The sequence below is a fragment of the Luteimonas abyssi genome (assembly GCF_001482195.1).
Lineage (GTDB): Bacteria > Pseudomonadota > Gammaproteobacteria > Xanthomonadales > Xanthomonadaceae > Luteimonas > Luteimonas abyssi.
The window spans coordinates 2116851-2132436 of record NZ_KQ759763.1 but is presented as its reverse complement, the minus strand read 5'-3'; the positions used below and the strand labels follow the sequence as shown (position 1 = coordinate 2132436).

Here is a 15586-nt window from a genome sequence, read left to right as displayed (position 1 = left end):
TTCAGGCCGAAACGCGCGACGGCCCGATCCGTGGATCGAGCCGTCGGGGTGACCGGTCTCGCAGGTTGCGCATCGCGCCCGCCGTGCGCCCCGTCGTCCGGGCGCACGGTGGGCGACGGGATCACTCCCGCTGCCAGACCTGTTCGCGGCAGATGAACGCCACGCAGCCGGAGACGCCCAACCGGTTGTCGTCGATCAGCTGGGCCTTCGAGCGGTAGGTCTTGCCCTTGGCGGGGTCGAGGATGGTACCGCCGGCCCAACTGTTGTCGCCGTCGGAGCGTAGCCCCCACAGGATGGTCATGCCCTGGATCGGCTTGTCCTTGTTCGCACCGCTGCAGCGATCGCAGGTGGGGTTCGGCCCGCGGTCGGATTGCAGGATCTCGACCACCGTGCCCGACAGCGTGCCGTTGTCGAGCCGCCGGATCTCGACGATGGACTTCGCCTGGCCGGTCTCGTCGTCGATGGTCTTCCAGCGGCCGGTGGGGTCGGACTGGGCGAGCGCGAGCGACGGTGCCGCCAGGGCGATACAGAGAGCGAAAAGAAAGCTGCGCATTCGGTGGTTCCTCCCATTTTGTGTGCGCAACATAGCGCGGACCGGACGGCGGCGGAAGTCGTGCATCGGGCGCCGTCGCCGGCGCCGCCATTCAGGCCGGGCACCGGCATTTTTCGGGGACCGCAACGCAGACGCCCCACCCGTCGGGGTGGGGCGTCGGAGGACCGGATCGTCCGGGTCAGTTGAACTGGTACTTGGCCTCCAGGTACACGGCGCGGCCGAAGACGTCGTAGAAGTAGTTGTTGTAGGGCGTGGTGGTGGTGCCCGGGTGGTTGCGCGCCTGGTTGTCGGGCATCTTGTTGAAGGCGTTGTTGACCATCGCCGAGAACGTCAGGTTGTCCAGTGCGCGCCAGGTCGCGCTGATGTTGTAGGTGGTGTACGAACCCCAGCGGCCAGCGCGCTCGCCGGACGGATGCTCGTAGTCCCAGCTCATCGAGTTGTAGGCCAGGTAGTTCGGCGTGGAGCCCTGCCGGTTGGCGTAGACGGTCGTCGTCCAGTCGCCCAGGCTCCAGGCCACCGAGGCATCGGTGCGGGTCTTGGCGTAGGTGTCGTAGATCCACATGTAGTACGGATCGCGGAGCAGGTCGATCGCCTCGTCGCCCGGGGACGGCGTGATCTCGTGCGACAGCCGGTTCGTGTAGTTGGCGGCGAAGGCGAGACTGCCGGCGGCGCCGATGTCGAGCAGGTAGTTCGCCGAGACCGTCATCGCCTCCAGCTTCTGCTGCGCGATGTTGACCTTCGGCGTGTAGACCGACACCAGCTCGCCGTTGGCGCTGCGTTGCACCCACTCGAGGGCGTTCTCGCAGCTGGTGGTCACGCTGCCCGGCTGGCCGGTCCGGCACACGTACTCGGTCAGCAGCAGCTGGCGTGCGCTGAGCTGGTCGACCTCGTTGGTGATGTCCCAGTTGTAGTAGTCCACCGCGATCGAGAGGTTGGCCGAGGGCGCGAACACCACGCCGGCGCTCCACACGTCCGCCTCGATGGCCTCGAGTTCGGTGTTACCCGACTGCTGGCCGAAGAACTGCGTACTGTCCCAAGTGCAACCGTCGGTGTCGACCGGGTCGTAGCCTTCCAGCGAGCAGCGATAGAAATCGGTGTTGCGCGAGTAGAAGCCGCTCAGGCCCTGGAAGGTGTCGGCCAGCGACGGCGCGCGGAAGGCGGTGCCGTACTTGCCGCGCAGCAGCAGCGATTCGACCGGGCGGTACTCGAGGCCGATGCTGTAGGTCGGGCTGTCGACGGTGTTGCCGGCGACGTCGAACGCATCGTAGCGGCCCGACAGCGTCACCGTGAGGGGATCGAACAGCGGCAGTCGCAGCTCGCTGGTCAACGCGTAGCGCGAGCGGCGCCCGGCGCCGTTGACCGAGGTCTGGCCCCACACTGCGGATTCCAAGGTGTCGGGGTCGGCGAGCATGCGCTCGTCGGGGCTGTAGTCCCAGCCTTCGTTGCCGGCCTCCACCGCCAGGGCCAGGCCGGCTTCGCCGCCCGGCAGCGAGAACAGCGCGGTGTTGGTCGCCTGCGCGCGTGCCAGGTTGGCCCACGTCCGCGACTCGGTGTTGAGGAAGCCGGTGAAGCTGGCGAAGTCCGTCGGCGACATCGGCGAGTAGAACGCGGCGTAGTCCGGCGAGAAGATCGGGTAGAAGTCGTAGATCGGGTCCACGCCCAGCTGCGGCCCGAGCACGGTGCGCTCGAAGTAGTCGTTGATCGGGTCGGCCCAGCGCACCCAGTTGCGCTCGGTGAGCCTGTACTCGTTGCGGCTCGCGTAGACGTCGTAGTCCCAGTCGCCGATCTGGCCGTTGAGGCCGATGGTCAGCGTGTAGGCCTTGTTGCGGTCGGTGTTCATGATGTCCTGGTAACCCGCGCCGCCGATGTCCTCGGGCGCGAAGCTGCGCTGCAGGTTGACCAGCCGCTCGAGGTTCGGGTCGTAGTAGGCGCCCCATTTCACCCCGGTGCCCCACCAGGTGTAGCTGGAGCCGGTGGCGTACTCGACCTCCTCGTAGTTGCCCATGATCTCCACGTAGCCCTGGGTGGTGGGCGTGAAGTCGAAGGTCGAGTACGAGTACAGCTGTCCGCCTTCCTTGCCGTTGCGCAGAGTGCGATAGCCGGGCGAGATGAACGAGCCGCAGTACTGCCCGAACCCCGGACGGTCCCACAGCGACGTCGAGCCGCCGAACTGGCCGGTGGTGTTGGCGCAGTTGTTCGGATCGGTGAAGAGGTAGGTGTTGTTCAGTGCGTCGAGCACGACGAAATCGCGGCTGGCGAAGGCGTCCGTGTAGCCGTCAACGTTGTACTGCCGGGTCAGGTCGCGCTGGTAGCCCCAGATCGGATTGCGCTGGTCGAGCTGGATGCCGAACAGCGAGTTGAATCGCCCGTCCGCGCCGGAGAAGGTGTCGGCGAAGGTGAAGCGGAAGCTGCTGCCGCCGCCTTCGGTGAACCAGCCGCCGCGCACGCTCATCTCGGCCGCGTCCAAGTCCTTTTTCAGGATCACGTTGACCACGCCGGCGATGGCATCGGAGCCGTAGAGCGACGACTGGCCGCCCGGCAGGATCTCGATGCGCTCGACCAGCGACACCGGGATGCCGCTGATGTTGTTGAAGACGTCCGAGCCGTTGTACAGCGCCGGATAGTTGCTCATCGGCCGGCCGTTGATCAGGTACTTGGTGTAACCGGGATCGAGGCCGAACATGCCGGCGGCTTCGGCACCCTGGGTGAATGAGGCGGAGGTCTGCCCGCCCTGGAAGCCGCCGGTGGCGAAGGTGGACTGCTGCAGCACGTCCGACACGCTCTGGAAACCGCGCGCCTGGATCGACTCGGCGGAGATCACCGTCACCGGCGTCGCGGTCTCGATCTCGGTGCGCGGGATCAGCGAGCCGGTCACCGTCACCCGGTCGAGTGTACGCGCCTCGTCGGAGTCGCTGCTCTGGGCGAGCGCGAATGAACATGGCGTGACGAGCGCGGCGAACAGGGCGACATACAGCGCGGATCGTTTCGAATCATGAACGGACATTCATTTCCCCTTGTCTCTAAGGTATTGATCCAACAGGTTTATTCCTGAGGATCATCGAGCTTCGAACAGAGTTTTCCGTTCGGGCGAACGACGTTAACACAGCCTTAATGATGCTGAAACATCGCGATGGGTTCGGGGTGTATGAAAGAATTCTGTGCCTCGAACCGCTGCAGACCTCGATGACCGTCACCCCTCGCGCCCCCCAGCGGGAGATGTCCCCGCTTCCCCGCATCCGCAACCTGATCGCCGTCGGGTCCGGCAAGGGCGGGGTGGGAAAGTCCACGACCACCGTCAATCTCGCCCTGGCGCTGGCCGCCACCGGCGCACGGGTGGGCGTGCTCGATGCCGACGTGTACGGCCCGAGCATCCCGACCATGCTCGGGCTGTCCGGCAAGCCCGACAGCCCGGACGGCAAGACCATCGAGCCGATGCGGACGCACGGCATCGAGGCGATGTCGATCGGCCTGCTGGTGGAGGCGGACACGCCGATGATCTGGCGCGGTCCGATGGCGACGTCCGCGGTGCAGCAACTGCTCAACGACACCCGCTGGGGTGGCGACGAGGGGCTCGACTATTTGCTCGTCGACCTGCCGCCGGGGACCGGCGACATCCAGCTCACGCTGGCGCAGAAGATCCCCGTGGCCGGGGCGGTGGTGGTGACGACGCCGCAGGAGGTCGCCACGCTGGATGCGCGCAAGGCGTTGCGGATGTTCGAGAAGGTGGAGATCGCGGTGCTCGGGCTGGTCGAGAACATGGCACAGCACGTGTGCTCCAACTGCGGGCATGTCGAGCATCTGTTCGGAGAAGGCGGCGGCGAGCGGATGGCCGCCGAGTACGGCGTGCCGCTGCTGGGGTCGCTGCCGCTGGAGCGCGGCATCCGCGAGCAGGGTGACCTGGGGATGCCGATCGTGGCGTCGGCGCCCGATTCGGCTGCCGCCCATGCCTACCGGACGGTCGCCTCGCGCCTGGTCGAAGCGCTGGAGGCGCGCCCGCGCGCGGCGATGCCGATTTCGGCGTCGCTGGTGTAATCGCCCTTCAGGATTCCGTATGCCGGCCCGGCGGGTCCGCCAGGCTGCCGGGTCGAGGCGCGAGGGCCTACAATGCGCGGTCAAACCCCGCCCGAGGACGCCCCCCGCAATGAGCATCAAGAGCGACCGCTGGATTCGCCGCATGGCCGAGCAGCACGGCATGATCGAGCCGTTCGAGCCCGGCCAGGTCAAGCACGATGCGGCGGGCGAGCGGATCGTCAGCCACGGCACCTCCAGCTACGGTTACGACGTGCGCTGCTCGCGCGAGTTCAAGGTGTTCACCAACATCAACTCGACGATCGTCGACCCCAAGCACTTCGATCCGAAGAGCTTCGTCGACGTGACCGCGGACGAGTGCATCATCCCGCCGAATTCGTTCGCGCTGGCGCGGACGGTGGAGTACTTCCGCATCCCGCGGGATGTGCTGGTGGTCTGCCTCGGCAAGAGCACCTACGCGCGTTGCGGGATCATCGTCAACGTCACCCCGCTGGAACCGGAGTGGGAAGGGCATGTGACGCTGGAGTTCAGCAACACGACGCCGTTGCCGGCACGTATCTACGCCAACGAAGGCGTCGCGCAGATGTTGTTCTTCCAGTCCGATGCCGACGACGTGTGCGAGACCTCGTACCGCGACCGGGGCGGCAAGTACCAGGGCCAGACCGGCGTCACGCTGCCGCGGACCTGATCCGCGGCTCCAGGGGGCCGGAAGGCATACGGCGCCACGGTGCTCGGTGCCGGCGAGCTGCCGTCAGCGGAACACGATGACGTACATCAGCACGATGTTGCAGGCCAGCAGCGGCAAGGCGGTCGCGACCTGTTGCCGGATCACCCCGTTCGGATCCTTCAGCTCCAGCAGCGCCGCGGGCACCAGGTTGAAGTTGGCGGCCATCGGCGTGAGCAGGGTGCCGCAGTAGCCCGACAGCATGCCGATGGCGGCCAGCGATGCGGCGTCGGCCCCGTGCAGTTGCACCAGCAGCGGCAGGCCGATGCCTGCGGTCATGACCGGGAACGCGGCGAACGCGTTGCCCATGACCATCGTGAACAGCGCCATCCCCAGGGCGTACGCGAGCACCACGACGAAGCGGTTCTCGACCGGGATCACCTGCCGGATCAGCCCGGCGATCGCCTCGCCGACGCCGGTGGCGGCGAAGACGCTGCCCAGGGTGGCCAGCAACAACGGCAGGACTGCGGCCCAGCCGATGGCATCGATCAATCGTCTCGATTGTTCGACAGCCATGCCCGGGCTGCTGCGGGTCAGCCGGCATGCCACCAGGGTGGCCACGACACAGGCCAGGCCGAGCCCGATCAGCGTCGTGAGCTGGGCGTCGAAGACCCGCCGTCCGGCGATCGAGAGATCGGCGAACGGCACCGCCACCAGCACTGCGATCAGCGGGATCAGCAAGGCCGGCACGAACAGCCGGTTGCCCAGGCGCACGGCGTCCGCGAGGCGGCCCTCGGCCGTGCCCTCGTCGGAGCGCCCGCGGCCGAGTCCACCGAACCCGGCCAGGCACGCCAGCGCGACGACGATGCCGCCGACCGCGGCCGGGGGCAGCCGGTCGGCGGCCAGCAGCGCCAGCGCGAGCAGGCCCCAGAACGCGGCATTCGCCAGGCGGCGCGGGTTGGCGCGGTCGCGCACGGCCTGCCACGCGACCCACAGCAGGTAGCCGCCGGTCAGCCAGTAGATCCATTGCAGCGAAATCAAGGCTGCCGCTCCCTGGGCGCGGCGGCATGCAGCGCTGCGACATCGCGTGCCAGGCGGTGCTCGAGCCGCGACAACCTTGCGCTGTGGATGGCGAACGCGCAGATCGCGGTGGGGATGCCCCACAAGGCGATATGCAGGGGTTCGAGCAGGATCCCGTTCTCGGCGTAGAAGCCCTGCATCAGCAGCACGGCGCCGAAGGCGATGAAGATGTCTTCGCCGAAGAACAGGCCGACGTTGTCGGTCGCCGCCGACAGCGCCTTGAGGCGCTCGCGGCTGTGTTCGGGCAGCGGGCCGTGGCGCGCCTCCGCAGCGGCTTCGGCCATGGGCGCCAACAGGGGGCGGACGGTCTGCGGATGGCCGCCGAGGCTGGTCAGGCCCAGCATCGCCGCGATCTGGCGTGCAGCGAGGTAAGCCACCAGCAGGCGGCTGCTCGTGGCGCCGCGCAGCCGGCGGATCCAGGCCTGCGCGTGCTCCTTCAGGCCATGACGTTCGAGCAGGCCGATGACCGGCAGCGTCAGCAGGAAGACGGCGAGATAGCGCTGCTTGGTGAACGCCTCGCCCAGCAGTTCCAGCACGGCCAGGGGCGTCTTGCCGGCGACCAGCCCGGTCACCAGGCCGGCGCCGACCACCGTCAACGCCGGATTGAGCCGCAAAGCGAAGCCGATCACGACCAGGGCGATACCGATCAGCGGCCAGTAGTTCATGCGGGGTGATCCGGGCGGGTGGGGGCGACGATGCGATGGCCGTCGGCGAGGAGCGCCTCGCGCAGCGCGGCGGCGAAGACGGCGGCGTCCGGGCGGTCCCCGTGCAGACACAGCGTGTCGGCGCGCAAGGCGACGCGTTGGCCGTCGACAGCGGTGACGGTGCCGTCGCGCAGCATCGAACGCACCTGGGCGAGGGCGTCGGGCAGGGTGTCGACGATCGCGCCCGGCTGCCCGCGTGCGACCAACTGGCCGGCGGCGGTGTAGCCACGTTCGGCGAAGACCTCCTCGGCCACCGCGAGGCCATGGCGGCGACCGGCCGCGGCCAGCGCGGAGCCGGCCAGCGCGTACAGCCACAGGTCCGGATCGAACGCGTGGACCGCCGTGGCGACGGCATCGGCGATGGCGGTCTCGCGGGCGGCCAGGTTGTACAGCGCGCCGTGAGGCTTCACGTGTGCCAGGCGGGTGCCGGCCTCCGCGCACGCGGCTGCCATCGGCGCCAGCTGTCGGCCGATCAGTGCATGGGCCTGCGCGGGTGTCAGCGGCAGCTCGCGACGGCCGAAATGCGCGCGATCCTCGAACGCGGGATGCGCGCCGATCGCCACGCCGTGACGCAGGCACAGCGCGATCGCCTCGCGCATGCTCGCCGGGTCGCCGGCATGGCCGCCGCAGGCGATGCTGGCCGAACTGATGCAGGGCACGATCGCGGCATCGTCGCCGCAGCCTTCGCCGAGATCGCAGTTGAAGTCGATCGCGTCGTTCATGCGTGTCTGTTCATGCGTGTCGGTCCTGGCGTGCGCGGATGGCCAGGGCGATGCGGTACAGGCGCTGCCGTTGTTCCAGGCCGGCGGCATGCGCCTCGTGCGGCGAACAGGGCACGAAGCGAATGCGGTCGCCGGGGCCGGCCTGGGCCAGCAGCGGCCAGTCGGCGCGGATCGCATGGCCGATGCGTGGGTAGCCGCCATGGGTCTGAGCATCCGCGAGCAAGACGATCGGCTGGCCGTCGGGCGGCAGTTGCACGGTGCCGGGGGCCACCGGCTCGGAAACCCGCTCGCGGCGATCGTCGATGCGCAATGCCGGTCCCTGCAGGCGCAGACCCTGCCGGTTGCTTCCCGCGTCGATCTGCCATGCCGACGCGAACAGGTCCGGGCAGGCATCGCGACCGGGCAACAGGCGGACGCGGCACGGCGCGTCCGAAGGCGTGGGGGCCGGGCCGGGCGAGGCGTCGATCCACCAGCGCGCGGCGACGGGCGTGTCCGTCGCCGACTCCAGCGGGTGCCCGCCGGACAAGCGGTCGCCCTTGTGCAGCGGTCGCCCCTCGTGCCCGCCGAAGCCGCCGCGCACGTCGGTGGCCAGGCTCCCGAGCCGGGAGGCGGCCCGGAAGCCGCCGGCGACGGCCAGATAGGCGCGGGCGCCGCCGCGGCATCGACCGAGCCTCAGGACCGTACCGGCCGGCAGCATCACCGGGCGGTCGCCCGGGATCGCCAGGCCGCCCGCCCGGGCGTCGATCTTCGCGCCGCACAATGCGATGCGGGTCGGTGCCGCGAAGCGCAGGGTCGGGCCGGTGAGGGTGATCTCCAGCGAGGCGGCGTCGCCCGGATTGCCGACCAGCAGGTTGGCGAGCGTGTGCGACCACGGGTCGGCGGCACCCGACCAGGCCACCCCCAGGTGACGCCGACCGAAGCGGCCGAGATCCTGGAGCGTGCTGGCCAGCCCGGGCGCCAGCACCTCGATGCCGGGCGTGGCGTCAGACATGCCGGGCGGCGCCCACTGTCGCGTCCCACTGGGCGCGATCGATCGCCGCGAAGCGCACGCGTTGCCCGGGAGCCAGCAGACTGGGCTGCGGGCGTTCCGGGTCGAACAACTGCAGCGGCGTGCGTCCGATCACATGCCAGCCGCCGGGGCTTTCGCGTGGATACAGCCCGGTCTGGGCGCCACCGATGGCGACGCTGCCGGCCGGCACGCGGACCCGCGGGGTCGCGCGGCGTGGCATGGCCAGGGCCGGGGCGAGGCCGATCAGGTAAGGGAAGCCGGGCGCGAAGCCGAGCATGCCGACGATGTAGACCGTGCCGGTATGACGGGCCACCACGTCCTCCCGTTTCAGGCCCGCATGCGCGGCCACATCGTCGAGATCGGGCGCGCAGTCGCCGTCGTAACAGGTCGGAATGTCCACGATGGCGGCAGGTCCGTCGTCGTCCGGGCGTGGTGCCGTCGCATCGAGGGCCTGTGCGGCTAGCCATTCGTGCAGGCGGTCCAGCGGCGGTGCGTCGCGTATCTCCGGATGGCCGGGCTCGACGATGAGGGCCAGCGACGCGTAGGCGGGCACGATCTCCCGCAGCCAGGCCGGCCGGCAGGCGTCGAGCCGTGCGGCCAGCGCATGGACGCGGCGATTGATCTCCGGCGAGATCGCATCGCCCAGCCGCAGCAGCACCGCGTCCTCGCCGAGAGGCTCCAGCATCCAGCGCATGCGTCTCAGGCCTGCAGCGACGCTGCGAGGCGGGAGACCCGTTCGACCAGCGCGTCGGGCGTGTAGGGGCGGGCGGCGACGCGGCCCCACACCGGTGCGGGCCATGCGGGATCGTCGTGAAAGCGTGCGATGACATGGACGTGCAACTGCGGCACCAGGTTGCCGAGCGCGGCGACGTTGAGCTTGTCGGGGCGGACGAGGTCCCGCAGCAGGCGTGCGGCCAGATCGATCTCGTCGGTCAATGCGATGCGTTGCGCGCGTTCGAGGTCGATCAGTTCCCGTGCGCCGGCAATGCGCGGCACCAGCACCAGCCAGGGATAGTTGCTGTCGTCCATCAGCCGCAGCTCGCTCAGGGCGAGCGTGGCGACGGGGTGGCTGTCGGCGGCGAGCCGGTCGTCGAGACGGTACGCGTGGGATGACATGGTCAGGCCAGGGCCTTGCGCAGGAACGTCAGCGCGCGGCGGTGGGCGAGCGTCGCCGCGGCCGGTGCGTAGTGATCGGAATCGACATCGCGATTGAAGGCATGGCCGGCGTCGTCGTAGACGAACAGCTCGCTGTCGGGGTGCGCACTGCGATGACGGTCGATGTCCTCGGCCGGGATGCTGGTGTCCAGGGCGCCGAAATGAAACTGCATCGGCGCCCGGAGGCTTTCGGCCAGGAAGGGGACGGTGCGTGCGCCGTAGTAGCTCACGGCCGGCAGCCCGAGCCGGGTGTTGGCGAGATAGGCCACGCTGCCGCCCCAGCAGAACCCGACCACGCCCACCTTCAATCCGTCGCCGGCGAGAATGCGGGCGGCGGCGTCCACCAGGGTGACGGCGCGATCGAAGCCGAGTTCGCCCGCGAGTTCGCGACCGCGGGTGAAGCCGGCCTCGTCGTAGTCGAGTTCGACGTGCCTCGCCACCGGATCGAACATCGCCGGCGCGATCGCGGCGAACCCTTCCGCCGCGTAGCGCTCGACCACGCTGCGCATGTGGGCGTTGACGCCGAAGATCTCCTGCACCACGACCAGGCCGGCGCGCGGGGGGACGTGCGGCGGATCGGCACGCCAGCCGTCGATCGTGCCGTGGATGGTCTGGATCGCGATGTCGCGCGCCATGCGGGTCTCCCGGGCGTCGGTGTGCGGCGTGTCGGTCGATTCTAGACACAACGTGGCCCGACACAATGCGAGGGCGTCACGTCCCGTCGATGAACGACGGCCGGGCGGGGCGCGGGTCCATGTGGAGCCACCGCCAGCCTGCGCGGGGCCGGGACCGGGCGCCGACGGGCCGCATGGCTGAACGCCTGGCGGCCGCATCCGGCGACGGCCGGGCCGGAGCGATACAATGCGCGGTCGCGTCGCCAGCACAGTCCCCATGCCCGCCACTTCTCCCCGCAACGCCGGCCCCAAGGTCGGCTTCGTCAGCCTCGGCTGCCCCAAGGCCCTGGTCGATTCTGAGCGCATCCTCACCCAGCTGCGGGTGGAGGGATACGACATCGTGCAGACCTACGACGACGCCGACGTGGTGGTGGTCAATACCTGCGGCTTCATCGACGCGGCGGTGGACGAGTCGCTCGACGCCATCGGCGAGGCGCTGGCGGAAAACGGCAAGGTCATCGTGACCGGGTGTCTGGGCAAGCGCGAGGCGCTGATCCGCGAGAGTCACCCGGACGTGCTGTCGATCAGCGGCCCGCAGGACTACGCCAGCGTGATGTCGGCGGTGCACGCGGCCGCGCCCACCCGGCACGACCCGTTCGTGGACCTGCTGCCGCGACGGGCGGCGGTCGACGACGTGGGCATCAAGCTCACCCCGGGCCATTACGCCTATCTGAAGATTTCCGAGGGCTGCAACCACCGTTGCAGCTTCTGCATCATCCCGTCGATGCGCGGGGACCTGGTCTCGCGGCCGGTCGACGATGTGTTGCGCGAAGCCGAGCGCCTGGTGCGCGGCGGCGTGCGCGAGTTGCTGGTGATCTCGCAGGACACCTCGGCCTATGGCGTCGACCTGCGCTACGCCGAGCGGGAGTGGCGGGGGCGTACGTACGCCACCCGGATGAAGGCGCTGTGCGAGGGCCTGTCCGAGCTCGGCGTGTGGACGCGCCTGCACTACGTGTATCCCTATCCGCATGTCGACGACATCATTCCGTTGATGGCCGAGGGCCATCTGCTGCCTTATCTGGACATCCCGTTCCAGCACGCCAGTCCGCGCATCCTCAAGCTGATGAAGCGCCCGGGGGCGGTCGACCGTACGCTCGAACGCATCCAGCGCTGGCGTGCGATCAGTCCCGAGCTCACCATCCGTTCGACTTTCATCGTCGGCTTCCCGGGCGAGACCGAGGCGGAGTTCGAGGCATTGCTGGATTTCCTCGACGCCGCCCAGCTCGACCGCGTGGGCGCATTCGCCTACTCGCCGGTCGAAGGCGCGTCCGCCAACGCCTTGCCGGACCCGGTCGACGAGGACGTCAAGCAGGCGCGTCTCGCGCGCTTCATGGAGCGTCAGGCCGCGATTTCGGCGGCGCGCCTGGAGGCCAAGGTCGGGACCGTGCAGCGTTGCCTGGTGGATGCGGTGGACGGCGAACTGGCGATCGCCCGTTCGCGTGCGGACGCGCCGGAAATCGACGGCCTCGTGCAGATCCAGGACGGCGCCGCCGCAGGGCTGCGCCCCGGCGATTTCGCCGATGTGCGCATCCTCGGCAGCGACGAGCACGATCTCTACGGCGAAGTGGACGCCGGCGCATTCCCGATCGTCGAGACGAGGTGATTCACGGCAAGGCGACCGGGTCTGCCACAGGCTTCGGGCTCCCCCCGAATGCCGGAGCAGTCCCATGGCCAAGCGTGTCGCCATCCTCGCCACCGATGGTTTCGAACAGTCCGAACTGACCGGACCGCACAAGCGGTTGAAGGACGCCGGCTTCGAGGTCGACGTCGTATCCCTGAAGCCGGGCGAGATCCGCGGCTGGGACGAGAAGAACTGGGGCGATTCGGTCCCCGTCGACGTGGTACTCGAGAACGCCGATCCGGCGAAGTACGACGCCCTGGTGCTGCCGGGTGGTGTGATCAACCCGGACGCACTGCGCGCCGAGGCCGGGGCGGTCGCCTTCGTGCAGGCGTTCGACCGCGCAGGCAAACCGCTCGCGGCGATCTGCCATGGACCCTGGCTGCTGGTCGAGTCCGGCGCGGCGAAGGGCCGCAAGGTGACGTCATGGCCGTCGGTGCGTACCGATCTGGAAAACGCCGGAGGACAATGGCAGGACGACGAGGTCGTCGTCGACGGTCACATCATCACCAGCCGCAAGCCCGACGATATTCCCGCGTTCACCCAGGCGGTCATCGACGCGCTGGGCTGATCCCGTCGCCCCGACCTCATCGCCATCGCCACCGCGACCGTCCCATGCCATCGCCGGCATGCGGCATGCGGCAACGGGAGCGCTGGCGGCAGGACGGGTGGCGTTGGACGACGCCGGCGGTGGATCCTCCGCCCGCGAGGCGGGGGGCGGTCAGGAGGTCCCGCCGTCGTCCTCGTAACGCACGTCGACGATGACGAACGTGGCCGGGCCGGCGGGCAGCACGGCGTCCACTTCGTCGTCGAGGCGTTTGCGCAACAAGGCGCGCGCGAGGGGGGAGTCGATGCTGATCAGGCCCTCGCGAGCGTCGGTTTCGTCCGGGCCGACGATGCGGTAGGCGTGCAATTCTCCGCTCTGCGCGTGCTCGAGCTCGACGTGCGCGCCGAAGAACACCGCCTCCGGATCGCTCGGCGGCGCATCCACCACGCGCAACTGTTCCAGCCGTTTGGACAGATAGCGCACCCGCCGATCGATCTCGGCCAGTTGTTTCTTGCGGTAGGTGTACTCGGCGTTCTCCGAGCGGTCGCCTTCGGCCGCCGCCGCCGCGAGGGCGCGCACGACGTCCGGTCTGCGGACGCGCCAGAGGTCGTCCAGTTCGTGCTTGAGGCGCGTGTGACCGCCGCGCGTGATCAGGGCGGTGCTCTTTTCCGGTGGCGGCCGCCAGCGCGCCATCAGTTCGCGCGCACCAGCAGGAAGGCATCCTCCCAGTCGGGATCCGACGCGTCCGGCAGCAGGCGCAACGCATCTTCGCCGTACCACTCGAAGATGTGATGTCCGGCGCCGTTCTCGTCGTCGGCGATCAGGATCGCATTGCCGTCCGCGCTGGCGTACCAGACGCCCTGGCGGCGGGACGCCGGCGCATGGTCCCCTTCGCGCTCGACCAGTTCGTAGCCGCCGTCGGCATGGAGGTACAGCGTGGTCTCGAGGCCGGGGCAGGTTTCGCAGGGCATGACGCCGGTGAACACCCCTTCGGTGTGGGGGACTGCTTCGAGATCCGGGTCGGTGCCGTCGCGATCGACCCCGCCCTCATCCGCACGCAGATCCGCGTCGTCGTCGGGGGCGTAGAGGTCGGCACTGGCGGACGCGGGGTCGCGCAGCGGCGCGGCGGCCGGATCGTCGTCCGGCGCGACCGCGCTGGGTTGTCGCTGGCATGCGGCGGCGGAGGCCAGGACCAGAGCCAGCAGCAAAGAGGGCGCGTGACGTTCGATATCCCGTCGGCGCATCAGCGTCCCCGCCCGTTGAAGATGTTGCCCAGCACGCCGCGTACGATCCGGTTGGTGATCGTGCGGGCGGCCTGTTTGCCGGACGCCTCGAGGATGCCTTGCCGGCGCTTGGTGCCGAGCAGCCAGTCGTTGATGCGTCCGCCCACGCCTGCTCGGGTGTCGGTGTCGCGGCGGGCGGGTGGCGCCTCGTTCGCCGCGCTCTGCTGCTGCGCGCGCTGCGCGAGCCGCTCGGCGGCGGATTCGCGGTTGACGGCCGTGTCGTACTTCGCGCCGACCGGGCTGCCGGCCCGCACCCGTGCGCGCTCGTCATCGCCGATCGCGCCCATTCGGCACCGCGGTGGGGCCACCAGGGTGCGTTCGACGGGCGTCGGTACGCCTTTGCCGGTCTCGGTGTCGCGCAGGGTGGACACCAGGGCTTCGCCCGTCCCGAGCTGGGCGATGGTTTGCGCGACATCCAGTCCGGGATTGGCGACGAAGGTGTCGGCCGCGGTGCGCACCGCTTTCTGGTCGCGCGGGGTGAATGCGCGCAACGCGTGCTGCACACGGTTGCCCAGCTGGCCCAGGATCTCGCCGGGCACATCGTCGGGAAACTGGGAACAGAAGTACACGCCCACGCCCTTGGAGCGGATCAGGCGGACCACTTGTTCGATGCGCTGGCGCAACGCCGGCGGCACGTCCTTGAACAGCAGATGGGCCTCGTCGAACACGAACACCAGCTTCGGCTTGTCGAGATCGCCGACCTCGGGCAGGGTCTCGAACAGTTCCGACAGCAGCCACAGCAGGAAGGTGGTGTAGAGGCGCGGCCTGAGGATCAACTGGTCGGCGGCGAGGATGCCGATCACGCCGCGGCCGCCGTGGTCGACGCGCATGATGTCCTGCAGTTCCAGGGCGGGCTCGCCGAAGAACGCCTCGCCGCCGTCCTGCGACAGGCGCAGCAGCGCACGCTGGATGGCGGCAACGGTCTGCGCGCTGACCAGCCCGTACTCGGCCGAGACCGCCTTGCGCTCCTCGGCGACCAGGGCGAGCAGGGCGCGCAGGTCGTCCAGGTCGAGCAGCAGCAGGCCGCGGTCGTCGGCCAGCTTGAACACGATGTCCAGCACGCCGGACTGGGTCTCGTTGAGTTCGAGGATGCGGGCCAGCAGCAGCGGCCCCATCTCGCTGACCGTGGTGCGCACCGGATGGCCGAGCTTGCCGTAGAGATCCCAGAAGATGGTGGGACAGGCCTCGGTGCGGTAATCGGCGATCCCGATCTCGTCGACCCGTGCCTGCAGCTTCGGGTTGTCCGTGCCGGGCACGGCCAGGCCGGCCACATCGCCTTTGACGTCGGCCAGGAAGACAGGCACCCCCAGACGCGAAAACCCCTCGGCCAGGGTCATCAAGGTGACCGTCTTGCCGGTGCCCGTCGCGCCGGCGACCAGGCCATGGCGATTGCCGTAGCGCGCGTCGAGCACGACGGCCCCGCCGCTGTCGGCCCGGGTGATCGACTTGCCGACGAGGACATTGCCCGCGATGGCCGGTTCCATGGACGCTCCCACGATCGTTCGGACGGATTCTACGTGAGCCTACCTGAGCGGGTGTGCGTGCCCG

At 69.4% G+C, this 15586-nt stretch carries 16 protein-coding genes; 4 read left to right on the top strand and 12 right to left on the bottom strand.

The window, feature by feature from the left end:
* Positions 1-121 precede the first annotated feature (121 nt).
* Together RG19_RS08930 and RG19_RS08925 are read right to left on the bottom strand one after the other, a co-directional pair.
* A complete protein-coding gene (locus RG19_RS08930) occupies positions 122-553 on the bottom strand; it encodes a DUF2147 domain-containing protein (protein WP_058834975.1) in 432 nt (143 codons plus the stop codon).
* Positions 554-731: 178 nt separating this feature from the next.
* Entirely contained in the window at positions 732-3557 is a 2826-nt protein-coding gene (locus tag RG19_RS08925; RefSeq protein WP_058834974.1) for a TonB-dependent receptor plug domain-containing protein, read from the bottom strand.
* Positions 3558-3736: 179 nt separating this feature from the next.
* On the opposite strand from RG19_RS08925, the gene apbC reads away from it, so the two are divergent.
* The gene (gene apbC, locus RG19_RS08920; RefSeq protein WP_058836512.1) at positions 3737-4585 is read left to right on the top strand and encodes an iron-sulfur cluster carrier protein ApbC; all 849 of its coding nucleotides are present in this window, start codon (positions 3737-3739) and stop codon (positions 4583-4585) included.
* A gap of 109 nt (positions 4586-4694) precedes the next feature.
* Entirely contained in the window at positions 4695-5270 is a 576-nt protein-coding gene (gene dcd, locus RG19_RS08915) for a dCTP deaminase (RefSeq protein WP_058834973.1), read from the top strand.
* Between the two features lie 63 nt (positions 5271-5333).
* On the opposite strand, the gene RG19_RS08910 is transcribed toward dcd, so the two are convergent.
* The 7 genes from RG19_RS08910 to RG19_RS08880 are packed head-to-tail and all read right to left on the bottom strand — an operon-like array spanning position 5334 to position 10551.
* Positions 5334-6287, bottom strand: a complete 954-nt coding sequence (locus RG19_RS08910) for a DUF979 domain-containing protein (protein WP_058834972.1) — start codon at positions 6285-6287, stop codon at positions 5334-5336.
* Entirely contained in the window at positions 6284-6991 is a 708-nt protein-coding gene (locus RG19_RS08905) for a DUF969 domain-containing protein (protein WP_058834971.1), read from the bottom strand. Before RG19_RS08905 ends, RG19_RS08910 begins: the two co-directional genes overlap by 4 nt.
* Positions 6988-7752, bottom strand: a complete 765-nt coding sequence (locus RG19_RS08900; RefSeq protein WP_058834970.1) for a 5-oxoprolinase subunit PxpA — start codon at positions 7750-7752, stop codon at positions 6988-6990. The genes RG19_RS08905 and RG19_RS08900 overlap by 4 nt, the downstream gene beginning before the upstream one ends.
* Positions 7753-7762: 10 nt before the next feature.
* The gene (locus tag RG19_RS08895) at positions 7763-8743 is read right to left on the bottom strand and encodes a 5-oxoprolinase subunit C family protein (RefSeq protein WP_058834969.1); all 981 of its coding nucleotides are present in this window, start codon (positions 8741-8743) and stop codon (positions 7763-7765) included.
* The gene (gene pxpB / locus RG19_RS08890; RefSeq protein ID WP_238376613.1) at positions 8736-9446 is read right to left on the bottom strand and encodes a 5-oxoprolinase subunit PxpB; all 711 of its coding nucleotides are present in this window, start codon (positions 9444-9446) and stop codon (positions 8736-8738) included. Before pxpB ends, RG19_RS08895 begins: the two co-directional genes overlap by 8 nt.
* Before the next feature lie 14 nt (positions 9447-9460).
* Positions 9461-9877: an HIT domain-containing protein gene (locus RG19_RS08885; protein WP_058834967.1), complete on the bottom strand. Its 417-nt coding sequence runs from the start codon at positions 9875-9877 to the stop codon at positions 9461-9463.
* Positions 9878-9879: 2 nt separating this feature from the next.
* Positions 9880-10551, bottom strand: coding sequence for a dienelactone hydrolase family protein (locus tag RG19_RS08880; RefSeq protein WP_058834966.1), 672 nt, complete (start codon positions 10549-10551; stop codon positions 9880-9882).
* A 256-nt stretch (positions 10552-10807) separates the two neighbouring features.
* Here RG19_RS08880 and rimO point away from each other — a divergent pair, with 256 nt between their 5' ends.
* Both rimO and RG19_RS08870 read left to right on the top strand, forming a co-directional pair.
* On the top strand, positions 10808-12193 hold the full coding sequence (rimO, locus tag RG19_RS08875) for a 30S ribosomal protein S12 methylthiotransferase RimO (protein WP_058836511.1): 1386 nt from the start codon (positions 10808-10810) through the stop codon (positions 12191-12193).
* A 64-nt stretch (positions 12194-12257) separates the two neighbouring features.
* Entirely contained in the window at positions 12258-12779 is a 522-nt protein-coding gene (locus RG19_RS08870; RefSeq protein WP_058834965.1) for a type 1 glutamine amidotransferase domain-containing protein, read from the top strand.
* Between the two features lie 150 nt (positions 12780-12929).
* Here RG19_RS08870 and greB read toward each other — a convergent pair whose 3' ends face one another.
* The 3 genes from greB to RG19_RS08855 are packed head-to-tail and all read right to left on the bottom strand — an operon-like array spanning position 12930 to position 15522.
* Positions 12930-13448, bottom strand: a complete 519-nt coding sequence (greB, locus tag RG19_RS08865; protein ID WP_058834964.1) for a transcription elongation factor GreB — start codon at positions 13446-13448, stop codon at positions 12930-12932.
* Positions 13448-13999, bottom strand: a complete 552-nt coding sequence (locus RG19_RS08860; RefSeq protein ID WP_082672571.1) for a copper resistance protein NlpE N-terminal domain-containing protein — start codon at positions 13997-13999, stop codon at positions 13448-13450. Before RG19_RS08860 ends, greB begins: the two co-directional genes overlap by 1 nt.
* A complete protein-coding gene (locus RG19_RS08855) occupies positions 13999-15522 on the bottom strand; it encodes a helicase HerA-like domain-containing protein (RefSeq protein ID WP_058834962.1) in 1524 nt (507 codons plus the stop codon). The genes RG19_RS08860 and RG19_RS08855 overlap by 1 nt, the downstream gene beginning before the upstream one ends.
* Between the last annotated feature and the right edge of the window lie 64 nt (positions 15523-15586).

Bases quoted from the DNA above. Each gene is read 5' to 3' on its own strand.
- pxpB (WP_238376613.1), bottom strand. From the start codon at position 9,446: ATGCTGGAGCCTCTCGGCGAGGACGCGGTGCTGCTGCGGCTGGGCGAT.
- RG19_RS08905 (WP_058834971.1), bottom strand. From the start codon at position 6,991: ATGAACTACTGGCCGCTGATCGGTATCGCCCTGGTCGTGATCGGCTTC.
- RG19_RS08885 (WP_058834967.1), bottom strand. From the start codon at position 9,877: ATGTCATCCCACGCGTACCGTCTCGACGACCGGCTCGCCGCCGACAGC.
- RG19_RS08870 (WP_058834965.1), top strand. From the start codon at position 12,258: ATGGCCAAGCGTGTCGCCATCCTCGCCACCGATGGTTTCGAACAGTCC.
- RG19_RS08860 (WP_082672571.1), bottom strand. From the start codon at position 13,999: ATGCGCCGACGGGATATCGAACGTCACGCGCCCTCTTTGCTGCTGGCT.
- RG19_RS08855 (WP_058834962.1), bottom strand. From the start codon at position 15,522: ATGGAACCGGCCATCGCGGGCAATGTCCTCGTCGGCAAGTCGATCACC.
- RG19_RS08880 (WP_058834966.1), bottom strand. From the start codon at position 10,551: ATGGCGCGCGACATCGCGATCCAGACCATCCACGGCACGATCGACGGC.
- RG19_RS08900 (WP_058834970.1), bottom strand. From the start codon at position 7,752: ATGAACGACGCGATCGACTTCAACTGCGATCTCGGCGAAGGCTGCGGC.
- RG19_RS08895 (WP_058834969.1), bottom strand. From the start codon at position 8,743: ATGTCTGACGCCACGCCCGGCATCGAGGTGCTGGCGCCCGGGCTGGCC.
- RG19_RS08925 (WP_058834974.1), bottom strand. From the start codon at position 3,557: ATGTCCGTTCATGATTCGAAACGATCCGCGCTGTATGTCGCCCTGTTC.
- dcd (WP_058834973.1), top strand. From the start codon at position 4,695: ATGAGCATCAAGAGCGACCGCTGGATTCGCCGCATGGCCGAGCAGCAC.
- apbC (WP_058836512.1), top strand. From the start codon at position 3,737: ATGACCGTCACCCCTCGCGCCCCCCAGCGGGAGATGTCCCCGCTTCCC.
- RG19_RS08930 (WP_058834975.1), bottom strand. From the start codon at position 553: ATGCGCAGCTTTCTTTTCGCTCTCTGTATCGCCCTGGCGGCACCGTCG.
- rimO (WP_058836511.1), top strand. From the start codon at position 10,808: ATGCCCGCCACTTCTCCCCGCAACGCCGGCCCCAAGGTCGGCTTCGTC.
- greB (WP_058834964.1), bottom strand. From the start codon at position 13,448: ATGGCGCGCTGGCGGCCGCCACCGGAAAAGAGCACCGCCCTGATCACG.